Origin of the sequence: Woeseia oceani, assembly GCF_001677435.1 — a bacterium.
In the GTDB taxonomy this organism is placed as follows: domain Bacteria; phylum Pseudomonadota; class Gammaproteobacteria; order Steroidobacterales; family Woeseiaceae; genus Woeseia; species Woeseia oceani.
Genome location: NZ_CP016268.1, coordinates 2653458 through 2667326 on the forward strand (window position 1 = coordinate 2653458; position 13869 = coordinate 2667326).

Sequence of the window (13869 nt, forward strand, 5' to 3'; positions counted from 1 at the left end):
ACTTCTGACTGACATGCGGCAGCGTGGGTGGATCATAGCATCCCGTCGGCACTGACAATATGCGCTGCGTCATAGGTTTGACAATGCTTTTGCGGACTACCGCAGCGCTCACCACTGGCAACTGCCAGCGATGACCGGCCAATTCCTGCCATATTTTGACTATTCAGAGCTCTCCTCGCCATCCGCGTTTCGGCGCGCGGCACTGTAGCCACTCCGGGACGGCGGTGGTAGTCCGGAAAACCTGCTGGCTGTTATAGTGAGCCCGCCTTGACACAGCGAGAGACGAAGTTTTGTCTAATAACAACCAGTTCGCGCTGTTGCGACAGCGTCGCTTCGCACCGTTTTTTCTGACCCAGTTTCTCGGCGCCTTCAACGACAATATTTTTCGCAATGGCCTCGTGATCCTGGTGACCTTTCAGGCGACCCTGGTCGCCGGTATGGACGCGAGCCTGCTGGCCAACGTCGCCGTCGCGTTGTTCATCCTGCCGTTTTTTCTGTTCTCTGCATCCGCTGGCCAGATAGCCGACAAATACGAGAAATCCCGGCTTATTCGGATCATCAAGATCGTAGAGATCGTATTGATGACCCTTGCTGCGTTCGCTTTCCTGAACGGCAGTTACAAGTCGCTGCTGTTTGTTTTATTCCTTATGGGCTGCCAGTCCACCATGTTCGGGCCGCTTAAGTACGCCTACTTGCCGCAACAACTACGCTCAGAGGAATTGATTGGCGGCAACGCGCTGGTCGAATCCGGCACTTACGTTGCCATCATTCTCGGTCTCATTGTCGGCGGTATATCGGTCGCAACAGACAGCGGCAATCAACTGCTGATCGGCACCTGCCTGCTGGCGGTGGCGACGTTTGGTTACGTATCCAGTCGCGGCATACCGCCTACACCCGCCGTCGACCCTGCCCTGACTCTGAACTGGAATGCCTGGACAGAAACCTGGCGCATGGTCGCTTTCGCGCGCGAGGAGCGCAGTGTCTTTCTGTCCATACTGGGTATTTCGTGGTTTTGGTTTTTCGGCACCGCCGTCACCGTACAGGTCCCTGCCTATACACTGGTAATTCTCAACGGCAACGAGGAAATCACCACAGTCTTGCTGGTCGCGTTTGCCGTTGGTGTTGGCGCGGGGTCCTTGCTGTGCGAACGCATGTCCGGACGGCGCATTGAACTGGGACTGGTGCCATTCGGATCCATCGGTCTCAGCCTGTTTGCCATTGACCTCTATTTCGCGCAACCCATAGCACAAATCTCTGCGGTCAGTACGGTAGCCGAATTTCTTGCTCGCGCCGGCAGCTGGCGAGTGCTTTTCGACATCGTAATGCTCGGCGCATTCGGCGCGTTTTACAGCGTGCCGTTGTACGCGATGATTCAGGACCGTGCGGAACGGACTCACTTGTCGCGCATCATTGCTGCCAACAACATCATCAACTCGTTGTTCATGGTGATTGCCGCGCTGCTCGCACTGATACTGTTGAATGCCGGCGTAACGATACCGCAGTTTTTCCTGGTACTCGCTGCCATGAATGCGGTGGTGGCCATTTACATCTACACATTGTTGCCGGAATTCCTGATGCGCTTCCTTGTCTGGATTCTGGTCAGCACCTTGTACCGGATTCGCGCCAGTGGCCTCGACAATATTCCGAAGGAAGGGCCGGCCCTGCTGGTTTGCAACCATGTCAGCTATGTTGATGCTTTGATCATAGGAGCGTGCGTCCGTCGGCCGGTGCGCTTCGTCATGTGGTACAAAATTTTCCAGATCCCCTTGTTGCGGTTCGTATTCGATACGGCTAAAGCGATTCCCATTGCGTCAGCGCGAGAGAATGCTGAACTCCTTGAAGAAAGTTTCGAGCGTATAGACAAGGAGTTAATGGCTGGCAATCTGGTTTGCATCTTCCCGGAGGGGGCAATAACCCGCGATGGCCATGTTCACCCGTTTCGTCCGGGTATGGAACGAATCCTGGAAAGACGGCCCGTGCCGGTGGTGCCACTGGCACTCGGCGGATTGTGGGGGAGCTGGTTCAGTCGCCGCCGCGGTCAATTGCGTACGATACCAATCCGCTTGTTAGCGGCAGTGAGCTTGCGCATCGGCAACGCGGTGCCAGCGCGAGACGCGACAGCCGCGCGCATGGAACTGCTGGTTAGAACCTTGCGTGGCGATGACCGATAGAAACCACTAATTCGGCGGACGGTCAGGCACTACGGCTGTGTCAACGTAACCCAGTTTTTGCCGCCACTCTGCCAACAGGTCTTCGCGCGATCCGAATAACAACGGGCCAGCATCGTTGAGCAATGAAACTTCCGCAACTTGAGCAAAACCCGCATCCCTGGTCAACACCAGCACCCGGTCACCCAACGGGTCTAACAAAGCCTGTTCGCTGCCATTGACGACAGCCTGATCCATGACGATCTGCGAGCCGGTTATAGCGTTTGGCGTACGCGCAGCTTCGCGCCAGGTCAGACCGACCGTGTTGACCGAGGCCCGGTGCACCCAGCGACGGGTCTTGAACAGGACCCGTGAATTGCTTGGGGAAAACAGTACATCGGTGACCGTGTCAGGCAACTGCAGGCGCGCCTCTCCAACCTGACCACTCTGCAAGTCCAGCAGCAATGCCTGGTTGCTTGCATCGACAATTACCAGCAACGGCCGCTCGGCGGACGCGCCAATCCGGCGCAACGGCTGCGTACCGGACCAGACATTGCGCAACGTCCAGTTGCCTACCCGGTCGCGCACCAGGCTGCGTAAAGTTCCGCGCTCTGCGCCTATGTAGATATCATTATTGTTGTCGAAGGCGATACTGGTGTGCAGTTCACCAAGATCCAGGTCGGCAAGCAGGACACCGTCGGCAACGTTCACGACGGCGATGCGGCGGTCAGAAAGAACCGCGAGGCGGTCACCTGAATTGGAAAACGCCAATTGCCGAACACCGCCTGCTGCCGCATTCGTGTGATACGGCCGCGGCAGACCGGAGCTTACGTCCCAAACGCGTACAGTGCCGTCAACACCGGCGCTGGCGACCAAAGTACCGTCACGGTTGAACGCGAGACCGAGTATCGCCCCCTGGTGACCGACGAAGTTCAACTCATCGCTGGCCCTGGCAATATCCTCAATGCTCGCGTGGGCATTGAGCACGTGCACATGCCCCTCGCGATCAGCAATCGCGATATGCTGACCACCCGCGGAAATAACGGCCGGGGAATCGCCGGAATCCCGCCACAAACGATGCCCGTTATCGACCTCAGTCAGCGCCGCCGCATCGGTCGCGGAAGGCGTTACGGGCAACTGCCAGTAGCGCGCGCGGTCGGTGTTGCCGGCGGTCAGCAACAGGTCTTCGTCGAAACTGAAGGCAAGTAGCGGTTCCGAATCCGCGGCTACGCCGGCGTCAATCACCGGGCCCACCATCGCGCCATCGCTGCTGCGAAAAATCTGGTAGCCGCGTCGCGGGCTACCGGCAACCAGCTTCGAGCCGGATGGGGAAAAGCGCAACTGCCAGCGACCGACGCCGCGTTCAATCAACAACGGCTCCTCGGCCGAATCGATATGCCAGAGCGAAACACCTTGTTCGCCATGCACAATCGCCAGCGCATCACCGGGCGCTGACATGCGGATTTCACTCGCCTGTGCATGCAAGTCCAGCTGTGCGAGTTGTTCGTTGGTACGCAAATTCCAGACCCGCACAGCCCGATCGTAGTCGGCCACCGCAAGCCGCTCGCCATTAGCGTCGATTGCGACCAGCGCCGGCGAGCCTGCAATGCGCAAGCTGGCCACAGTCGCACGATTCTCCAGCGACCACAGGCGAAACTCTGATTCCGGTTCGCCACGTCGGGCGACAAACACATGCCGACCATCGGCGGTCAATTCAACCTGTGCACCGCCAACTTCGGCTTCAATGACCGCCTCACGGCGGCCGTTCACCATTCGCCACAGGTGCAGGTTGTTCTGCGCAACGGTGACGAGATAGCTGGCATTAGCGCTAAGCCCGATTACCCGTTCGTCCGCCGGTACCGCAATCGTCCGCGCCGGCCGCGCATTACGGAGGTCCCACATGCGAGCGCTGTCGCTGTGCAATGCCCGCGCGACGGCGTAACGGCCATCGCTACTGAACCAGATATTGTCGGACTCGCGCTCGATCGGCGCCGGAATATCGAGACCACGATCAAAGCTCTCAACTATTACCTGAGAATTGAGATTGAGATTCCAGCCAATCAGGTGACCGCTAACACCCGTCGCTTCATCCCGGACAGTCAGCGACCAGGTGCCGGCGATAGGCTCGCCGACCAGCGGTAACAGCTTGTCCGCGCGAAATACGGTGTCCTCATTCGCCGCTGAACGCTCTGCGTCGAATTCCAGCTCAACAGTGCGCCCGGAGGGCGCAATCAATTTCAATCGAATGTCATCGAGCCGCGCGTGGCTGATATTGACGGACAAACCGATACGTGACACCTGCGCGTTGCGATCCACCACAACCCGCCTGACCAACGGAGTCACTTCCAGCGATGAAATGCTCCACGATTCACGTGCCCGCAACTGTCCGTTTTGCAAAGACCACTGGGAAACCTGCGCACCCTTTACGTAGCTCAACAACATGTCCCGTGGATTGAAGAACAGTCGGTCGCCAATGGCGCCTTCGAGGCTGGCCACGAGCTGCGGGTAGTCATCCCCGAGCAAAGAAGCCGCGCGTCGACGCCGATCCGGTGTGGCGACGACCAAGGCTTCCAATGCGGCCAGCAATGCAGCATCCCGGCGTTCCATTCGCATCTGGCGCTGGACCTCTCGATCCCAAAAACCGGCAACGATTTCACCGGCGAATGCTTCGTTCTCCGGCATTGCCCGCGCATAGGCTTCAACCTGCAATATTGCCTCGGGATCGCTGGCCATCCCGGCCCGGCTACGGAGCAAATTCAGGTACAGGCGGTCCGCCGTTTCCGAATGACCGGGAAACGAGCGCAGGTTTTGCCAAGCATCGGCGATCGACTCCAACGGCAACGTTGGCGAAACCAAGACCCGCATGTACGGCTTCGGCAACAACTGCGTGTACCAGAAAGGCACGGCAATCAGCACTACAATCAACGCAGTCACCAAAGCGGGGCCCCGCCAATGCAGCGGCAGGTTACGGTTGGCCCATTTGGCAGTAAATACGGATTCATACAGCCGGTTGCGCACGGCCAGCCCACCGTCATCCGATACAACGATCAGCCCGACCGCCAGCAGCTTGCGTTGCTGTCTTGAGGACGGTTCGTAGACCACCTCCAGCCCCTTTCGCAGGCGACCGTAGAGATTCAGCATCGCTTCGAAATCCCGCCGGTCACGCACGATGCGGCGGTGAATGTGATTCATATGTGGTTCGTTGTGCAGCGCGGCTCTGCCGGCAAGTTGCTGATAGACGATCCTGTCCACCTGCTCTTCAACATTGCCGTGCACCGTGCTACGTGCGAGTGCGCGACACAACTTCTGCGTCAAATACGGCTGACCGTTTGTCCAGTACCAGATACGATCCAGGCCGGTGCGCGCTTGCACCCCGGGAAGGTTCAATTCTGTGGCAAACAAATCAATGTCTGTACGTGAAAAGTCGTCGAGCACGATGGCCTTGGAAACACTGAACGGTGACAACGCCGGATCGCCTGCCAAGGCCTCGGTATCGCATTCACCGCACATCACGAAACTCAGGCGTTGAAAATCCGGGTCCGTCGCCCGTGCGTTGTGCGCGGCGCGAATACTCGGCAACAGATGTTCACTGAATGGCAGGTTCTCCAGCTTCTGCAGTTCATCAACGAAGACAACGACTGTCTCGCGGATATTCTGCAGGACAACTTCGATGTAAAACTCGACGAGTCGCTGCCGATTGCTGAGTATTGCCTTGTCCTGCCACCAATCCTGCAAGTCGACTTTCAGCCGCAACTGCCGCAACAAACGGTAGGCGATACTGTAGTACCAGCGCCCGGCGTCGCTGCCGCCATCGCGTTCCGCGATCTGCGCCAGATCAAGTACTGCAACTTTGTAACCATGATTGCGCAACCGCGCCGCAGTTGCGGCGATTAGGCTGGACTTGCCGCTACGCGCCGGCGCCAACACGTGCGCATAACGGCCAGCCGAAATCGCGGCGTACAATGCATCGTCTGCAGGCCTTCGCACGTAACCACCGCGCACCGGGTGCAGTGGTGGCCCAACGTTGAAAAAATCAGCGTCGTTATTGCTTGGGCTCGCTTTGGGAGTTTCCGGCTTTTCGCTCATTCGTCAGGTCTTACGTCGCCGTAGTGTATTCTTCGCAGTTTGGCACATTCGCCGCCGAAGTGGCTGTCCCGACACCATAAATGATGCCCCGCCAAGACGACAAGTTATTGAAAAGAGACCTGTTTGGGGAAGTGCGGCTGCAGTACTCGGACAGCGGTCCACGCATTATTCGCGACGTTAGCAGCGCCCCGCTGTGGACCCGCTGGGTGGCGCGACGGCTCATGGCCCGCGAGGCCCGCACTCTGGCCGCGACCGACGGCCTTAGCGGTGTCCCAGAGTTATTGCACAGCGACGATGACGTACTGCTGCGCAGCTACCTTAACGGTAAGCCGATGCAAGTGGCTCGCCCCGCACACCCGGATTATTTTCGCAATGCGCTGCATTTATTGCGGCGCCTGCACAGCCTCGGTGTTGTCCACAACGATCTCGCCAAAGAACCCAACTGGCTGGTGACGCCGGAAGGCCAGCCAGCCGTTATCGATTTCCAGCTCGCGTGGTACTCGCCGCAACGTGGCCGGCTGTTCCGGCTGCTGGCCCGCGAGGATCTGCGACACATGCTCAAGCACAAGCGAACCTATCTGCCGCACAGGCTCACGAGTCGCGAACGCGCCATCCTCGACAGCCCGTCGCTGCTGGCCAGAGTCTGGAAAGCGACGGGCAAGCGTGTCTATCTGTTTGTTACGCGGCGCCTGTTGGGCTGGGCCGATCGCGAGGGTGCCGGGGATCGCATTCGGCGCAATTGAACGTGGTTGTTGGCAGCGGTCATCTATATAATTGCCGCAGCTGTTTCTTACCAGGTAATTGCACGTGAACTACTGCCATCAACACAATCTCGTCGAGCCGCAAAAAGCCGGCATGGAAAAGAAATACGGCATACGTATTTCACTCCCGTCGGGGGACACGTTTCAACGGTTGTTAGGCGATGACTGGCAGCGCGTACGCTGGTATGCAACAGAAGCTGAGCGTGATCGTGCCTACGACGACATTGCACAGCGGCATATGTACTATCGGCGAACCGACACGCCCACCCAGGTGCTGGAAAAAATCATTCGTTGATCCCCGGTCGAGCTGGCCCCGCGATCTATCGCGGTGGCGCGCCCAGCGACAAGTAGAAATTGGATTTGCCGCGTTCGGTCATACCCCCGACGATGTACAAGGGCCCGAAATAAGTATCGAGGCCAACGAACAGACTGCCGCTCATTAACAATGATCCGGTACTGATGTCCGAACGCTGCTGCCACACATTTCCGGCCTCGACGGACGCTCCGATATACAGCGGAAAATCGACCAGTCCCCCACCCGTCTCTCCCGAACGGCGGTACCAGACCAGGCGTGCAAGCCCCGCGTGTGGACCACTGATTTCTCCTCGTGCCAATCCGGACATCCGCAAAAAGCCACCGAGTGGGAAGAAATTCTGCACTTCATTGGCGGATTGAATAGTCGTACTGAAATCGAGCCCCAGAGATACGGTATGCCGGCCCCAGGTGTTGACCGTCATGAGTTCGGTCATGACCGTGTCAATCTCATTATCGGCGCCCAGACCCGGGCGCGACATCTCCCAGCGCAGGTTCACACGGGAACCGTGCAATGGAATTTGCGCATTATCCAGAGTGTCCACGGCGAAGTTGGCGAAAATGCCGCCCGTCTCGAAATCGATATTGGGCAACACCGGATCGCCGACTTTCAGGCGCGCCTCACCGGCGCCGCGAAAGGCGCCGATACGAAACTCGCCCCAGCGCCCCAGCTCGCGACCGACGTCGATACCAAACAGGGAATCGGAAACCCGGTAGCGCGCAATGCGGTCCTCACCGGAGAACGTGCGAAAATTCTCCTGGTGCAATTCGATTCGGGGCGCGACGAAGTAGCGCGCATCGAAACTGAGTGGTTGATAGAACTCGGAAACAAGCAATGGCTCAGTGCCAACCTGGACATCGGTACGCCATTCCGCTCCCAGTCGGTTGACGCCTGCGCGGGTCAGCCGCGCCGACAAATTGAAGGCCGTTGTACCCTCGAAATCATCTTCCAGCTGGATGCCAAAATTCAGGTAGTTGGGGCCCCACGACTTGGGCTGGGCGTCGAACTCTACCCCGGTTTCGGCGCCGTCGCGGACGATCCGGTAGTCAACGGATTCGTACAGATCCAGTCCGTACAAATTGGCCGCATCTTCAGCCAGCTGTTGCGGGTCCAGCGGGTCACCCGCCTGCGTATTCAGGCGCGACTCGAGAACCCGTGCGGACAACGGGGCACCGTGTACGACACGCACGAAATCAAGAGTCGGCGGCGGGCGCGTTTCCAACTTGCGAGCCGCGAGGTGTTGTTGCCACGCTGCTTCATCCAGCGAGTACGGCTTCAACTTGTCTTCCAGTTCGCGGGTCGCGATGGCACCCGGCTCAATGGCCTCGGTTATTTCGGCGAAATTACTGGAACCGAATTCACCCAGCTCCGGCCGGATCAGAATGTCATTGTCATCGAGGCTTTCCAATTGCCGCATGGTTTCCTTGCGAATCAGTATCGTCAACATTTGCGCCGTTATGCCTAGCGCGGAATCCAACTGATCGGGCGCATACAACGGAAACTCGACGTCGACAGCAATCACGACGTCAACATCCATTGCATGGATGGTCTCTACCGGTACATTGCCCACCAGCCCGCCATCGACCAGGGTCCGGCCTGCAACAACGACCGGCGAAAATATGCCCGGTGCCGACATGCTGGCGCGCATCGCTCGAGACAGATCACCCGACGACATGACGTACGCTTCTCCGGTCGCGATATCCGAGGCCACCGCGCGAAATGGAATTGGCAAGTCATCGAAGCTTTCGATCGCGGCTGTCGCCAGGGTCAGCTCGCGCAATATGTGACCCAGCTTTTGGCCCTGGATCAAACCTCGCGGCAAACGCAATCGGCCGTCACGCAAGCCCAGTTCAAACTGAATCGGGTAGGCCGAATCGTCCTGCTTACGGCGAAACTGCAGGTCCCGCCGTGCGGTGCGGTCATTGAACGATCCGCTCCAGTCCAGTGACGACACGATTTCTTCAAGATCGGCCGGCGACTTGCCGGCCGCATAAAGACCACCCACGATCGCGCCCATGCTGGTCCCCGCTACTGCGTCTATCGGTATACGAAGCCGTTCAAGTTCGCGCAGCACACCGATGTGCGCGGCACCTCGCGCACCGCCACCGCCGAGTACCAGCCCGATGCGGGGCCGCGCCGCGGCCCCGGGCGACGACTCTGACGGCGTATCGGCTGCTACGGCATCACGGCTTCCGAGCGGCTGGAAGAGTGCCACGAACAGGCATAGGGGAAGATGTAAATACTTGAACATATTGACTTTTTGAACAACCTTTAGCAATTCATTGCTGCATTATAGAGAAACCGCCCGGACTGCACTCCGGATCCCGAGTGCGGTCCGGTTACGCCGGCAAGCTACGCTCGCCGACGCACCTTCGGCTGGCAGCACATTCAGCAGCGTAGGCTCGGCGAGCCGGTTACGCCCGCGTATTTCCAGCCAATGCCCTATTGCCTGCAGGCCGTCGCCTCCTGCATCACGCAACCCTTGCCGCTCCAGCGCCGTCGCACAGCGCTTAGTCCTGCTTGCCCACTCCCGGCTGCAAGCGTTGGTTGTACTCGGTCAACCCGGCCAGTTGCTGGCGGGTCTGCGCGGCATCCCAGCCCAGCTCTGTGGCAGCGATAGCCGCTACACCGGCCGCGGCGGCCCGACCTTGATCAGCGGCCAAACCAAGCATGAGCCGCCGGTGCAAAATATCCACGAGCGTGCAGGCGAATTCGTCGCGCACCGCCATGGCCACCTCGGCACCCAGAAAACCCGAATCCATACCCACCAGTAATTCCGGCGACCCCTCGCACAGCTCAACGAGGCGCGCAACCCGCGAACCGTACACAGCCAGCAGACGCTGACGCAACGGTTCCGGCAGACCTGTCAGGGTCGCCAGTGTTTCTTCTGCCGACTGCCGGTCGCCGCCACCGGGGAGCGCTGTGCTTGCCGTAACGCAGCGCGAACTTGCTCGCTCGAGAGTACGTTCAATACTGTCGACCACCTGCTCGGCAAGGTTGCGATAGGTGGTCAGTTTGCCGCCGATGATCGACAGCATGCCGTGCGCAATGCCCGCATGACGATGAATGATGTGGCGGCGGGTAATCGCGGATTCCGGCCCCTCCTCCACGTAAGGCAGCGGCCGTACGCCGGCGTAGGAATAGTTGATGTCGGCACGCGTCAATTTTGCACGCGGGAATACGGCATTGGCGGTCGCCAGCAGATAATCGACCTCGGCAACGCTGGCCGACGCATCACGCGGGTCGCCAGCAAAGCGAATGTCGGTCGTGCCAATAAGGTACTGATCGTTCCAGGGAATGATGAACACCGGACGACCATCACTCGCGGCTTCGACATAGAAGGCATCGTTCGGCGCCCCCTCGAATGCCGCAGTGATAATGTGACTGCCTTTGGTGCCACCCATCAAACGCGCTTGACCCGCCTGCGTACCGGCCAGCACCCGATCAACCCACGGTCCTGCGGCATTCACAATGCAACGCGCATGAGCCCGTTGGCTTGCTCCGTCAGGACCGATGAAAGTTACCGTGTGCTCGCCCTCAGTGGAAAAGTCGATACCGCTGACCTGATGGTAATTGCGAACATCGGCGCCCGCCTCTGCCGCAGCGATGATGTTCTCAATAACCAGGCGTTCTGCGTAAGTGATCTGTGCGTCGTAATAGCTGGCGCCGCCCCGCAATCCCTGCGGATTGACCGACGGCACCAACGCCAGCAACTGCTCTTTCGACAACATCCGGTGACGCGGCAGTGATTTGCCCATGGACAACGTGTCGTATGCGATCATGCCCAGACGAACCAGCCACGGTGCGCGCTTGCCGCCACGGTACAAGGGGATGATGAGTTTGAGCGGACGTACCAGGTGACTCGCTATGCGGCGCAAATACCGTCGTTCGTGCAAGGACTCGTAGACCAGCGGAATCTCGCCGTATTCCAGGTAGCGCAAACCGCCGTGTATCAGGCGACTGGACCAGCTACTGGTACCGCTACCGAAATCCGCAGCTTCGAGCAACAATACATTGAGACCGCGCAATGCCGCGTCACGCGCAATGCCGGCACCGTTGATGCCACCACCAACGATGATCGCATCGAACTTATCCGCCGCACCGGTCATCAGGGTCGCAGTTGCCCGGCACCGTGCACGAGGTACTTGTAGCTCGTCAGTTGTGCGGCGCCGACCGGGCCTCGCGCGTGTATCCGGCCTGTCGCAATACCGATTTCGGCGCCCATGCCAAATTCACCACCGTCTGCAAATTGCGTAGACGCATTGTGCAGGAGAATCGCGCTGTCGACGGATGCGAAAAACGCCTGCACAGCTTCAACGTCTTCTGCAACGATGCATTCCGTGTGGCCGGAGCCATACTCACCGATGTGTGCTGTGGCCGCGCGAATATCATCGACGATGCGTATTGAAATAATTGCATCGAGGTACTCGGTGGTCCAGTCCGCTTCCGTCGCCGGCACCGCCCGGCTGTCCAGCGCGCACACATCGGCATCACCGCGAACTTCGCAACCGGCATCAACCAGCAATTCCATCACCTTCGGTAACAACCGCTCGGCGGCACTGCGATCGATCAGCACCGTTTCTGCGGCACCGCAAATACCGGTTCGCCGCATTTTCGCATTCAGGACAATGTCGGCGGCCATCGTACTGTCTGCCGATTCGTGCAGGTACACGTGACACAAGCCTTCGAGATGACCGATGACCGGAACCCGCGCATCCTGCTGAACCCGAGAGATCAGACTCTTGCCACCGCGCGGAACAATTACGTCTACAAAACTGGTCATGGATGACAGCAGGTAGCCGACGGCCGCACGGTCCGTGGTCGGCACCATTTGCAACGCATCGCTATCCAGTCCTGCCGCCGTCATACCGTCAGTCATGCAGGCGAAAATAGCGCGGCTGGAGGCAAAACTTTCCGAGCCACCACGCAGTATCACGGCATTACCCGATTTCAGGCACAAGCCCGCTGCATCGGCAGTGACGTTTGGCCGACTCTCGTAAATGATCCCGATGACACCGAGCGGCACCGCGACCCGTTGTATACGCAAGCCGTTCGGTCGCTCCCATTCCGCAAGCACATTGCCCAGCGGATCCGGAAGTGCGGCGATGGACTCGAGCCCGCTCGCCATGCCCTCGATACGCGCATCATCGAGCATCAACCGGTCCAGCATTGCCCCGCTCAGGCCACGCTGCGTCGCAGCCTCCATGTCTTTTGCATTCGCGGCCGCAATAAGCGATCGACGCTCGCGCACCAGGCCGGCGGCGTTCTCCAGCGCCTTGTTTCTTGCTGCAGCGCTCGCTTGCGCGAGACGTTGCCCGCCCTTGCGCGCCGCCGCGCCCAGGGCATCCATAGTCGCGGCCAGTGCCGATCCGGAAATTTCAGTACTCATCTGTATGCCGTTCCAACTGTTTTAAACGAATGTATTAATAGACTAGTTTGCCTGATCAAACAGCACGAGGTCGTCCCGGTGCACGACCACGGCCGGGCCGCGATAACCCAGCCGGTTCTCAATATCCTGCGACCGGCAACCGCGTATCTCCGCCACCTCTTCACTTGCATAGGTTGCAAGGCCGCGGCCAAGTTCGCGGCCGGCGTTGCTGATCAGACTGATCGCATCGCCACGCCGAAAGCTGCCAGTGACCGATGCAATACCAACGGGCAAAAGGCTTTTGCCGGCCAGCAGCGCAGCGCTTGCGCCGGCATCAAGATGCAGCTCGCCGCGCAACTCCAGCATTCCGGCGAGCCATTGCTTGCGGGCCGCTGCCGGTGTTCCTGTGGCAACAAAACGGGTGGTGGTGGCACCGTTGGCCAGAGCCCGCAATGGGTGCGGAATGGCACCATTGCCTATCCAGGTCGTGCAGCCGGCGCGCGTGGCAATCCGTGCAGCCAGCAATTTGGTGGTCATGCCACCGCTGCCATGACCGCTGCCCGTGCCGCTGGCCATCGCCATGACTTCGTCATCGACCTCCGCAACTTCCGCGATGTGTTGTGCATTGTCATTCGCCCGCGGATTGGCATCGAACAAACCGTCCACGTCCGACAGCAGTATCAAGCCATCCGCCATGACCATTTGCGCGACACGGGCCGCCAGGCGATCGTTGTCACCGTAACGCAGCTCTTCCGTAGCCACCGTATCGTTCTCATTGATTACCGGAATCGCACCCAGTTCGAGCAGCTTATTCAACGTGCCCCTGGCGTTCAGAAAACGACGCCTGATCTCGGTATCGTCCGGCGTCAACAGAATCTGGGCGACGGCAATGCCGCGCTGCGCCAACAGTTCCTGGTAGGCCTGCGCCAGCCGAATCTGACCTACGGCCGCAGCCGCCTGCAGTTCTTCCAGCCGGGCACGACGTCGATTCAGGCCCAGCGTGCTGCAACCGAGAGCGACCGATCCGGATGACACAAGCAATACTTGTTTGCCGCTCGCCGTGAAATCCGCCACATCATCGAGCAAGGTCTGCAGCCAATGACGGTCCAGCACCCCGTGCCCATCGATCAACAGCGCAGAGCCGATTTTCACGACGACACGTTGCAGACCGGCAATGCCGATGTCAGTCATTGC

The 13869-nt window shown here is 59.3% G+C and carries 8 protein-coding genes; 3 read left to right on the forward strand and 5 right to left on the reverse strand.

Annotation, left to right across the window (positions count from 1 at the left end; translation table 11 throughout):
* Positions 1 to 290: 290 nt before the first annotated feature.
* On the forward strand, positions 291 to 2171 hold the full coding sequence (locus BA177_RS11970; RefSeq protein WP_068616502.1) for an MFS transporter: 1881 nt from the start codon (positions 291 to 293) through the stop codon (positions 2169 to 2171).
* A gap of 6 nt (positions 2172 to 2177) precedes the next feature.
* On the opposite strand, the gene BA177_RS11975 is transcribed toward BA177_RS11970, so the two are convergent.
* Positions 2178 to 6233 (reverse strand): AAA-like domain-containing protein, encoded by a 4056-nt coding sequence (locus BA177_RS11975; RefSeq protein WP_068616503.1) that lies wholly within the window; start codon positions 6231 to 6233, stop codon positions 2178 to 2180.
* Positions 6234 to 6313: 80 nt separating this feature from the next.
* Here BA177_RS11975 and BA177_RS11980 point away from each other — a divergent pair, with 80 nt between their 5' ends.
* Positions 6314 to 6976: a serine/threonine protein kinase gene (locus tag BA177_RS11980; protein WP_068616505.1), complete on the forward strand. Its 663-nt coding sequence runs from the start codon at positions 6314 to 6316 to the stop codon at positions 6974 to 6976.
* Positions 6977 to 7040: 64 nt separating this feature from the next.
* A complete protein-coding gene (locus BA177_RS11985; RefSeq protein ID WP_231892441.1) occupies positions 7041 to 7289 on the forward strand; it encodes a hypothetical protein in 249 nt (82 codons plus the stop codon).
* Positions 7290 to 7314: 25 nt separating this feature from the next.
* Here the strand turns inward: BA177_RS11985 and BA177_RS11990 are convergent, their stop codons facing one another.
* The 4 genes from BA177_RS11990 to proB form a co-directional block, all read right to left on the reverse strand.
* Complete coding sequence (locus tag BA177_RS11990; protein WP_197493012.1) at positions 7315 to 9522, reverse strand: patatin-like phospholipase family protein; 2208 nt, start codon at positions 9520 to 9522, stop codon at positions 7315 to 7317.
* Positions 9523 to 9817: 295 nt separating this feature from the next.
* The gene (glpD, locus tag BA177_RS11995; RefSeq protein ID WP_068616507.1) at positions 9818 to 11416 is read right to left on the reverse strand and encodes a glycerol-3-phosphate dehydrogenase; all 1599 of its coding nucleotides are present in this window, start codon (positions 11414 to 11416) and stop codon (positions 9818 to 9820) included.
* Positions 11416 to 12696, reverse strand: a complete 1281-nt coding sequence (locus BA177_RS12000) for a glutamate-5-semialdehyde dehydrogenase (RefSeq protein ID WP_068616509.1) — start codon at positions 12694 to 12696, stop codon at positions 11416 to 11418. Before BA177_RS12000 ends, glpD begins: the two co-directional genes overlap by 1 nt.
* Before the next feature lie 42 nt (positions 12697 to 12738).
* Positions 12739 to 13866, reverse strand: a complete 1128-nt coding sequence (proB, locus tag BA177_RS12005) for a glutamate 5-kinase (RefSeq protein ID WP_068616511.1) — start codon at positions 13864 to 13866, stop codon at positions 12739 to 12741.
* Positions 13867 to 13869: the final 3 nt, after the last annotated feature.

Bases quoted from the DNA above. Each gene is read 5' to 3' on its own strand.
- BA177_RS11975 (WP_068616503.1), bottom strand. From the start codon at position 6,233: ATGAGCGAAAAGCCGGAAACTCCCAAAGCGAGCCCAAGCAATAACGAC.
- BA177_RS11980 (WP_068616505.1), top strand. From the start codon at position 6,314: ATGATGCCCCGCCAAGACGACAAGTTATTGAAAAGAGACCTGTTTGGG.
- glpD (WP_068616507.1), bottom strand. From the start codon at position 11,416: ATGACCGGTGCGGCGGATAAGTTCGATGCGATCATCGTTGGTGGTGGC.
- BA177_RS12000 (WP_068616509.1), bottom strand. From the start codon at position 12,696: ATGAGTACTGAAATTTCCGGATCGGCACTGGCCGCGACTATGGATGCC.
- proB (WP_068616511.1), bottom strand. From the start codon at position 13,866: ATGACTGACATCGGCATTGCCGGTCTGCAACGTGTCGTCGTGAAAATC.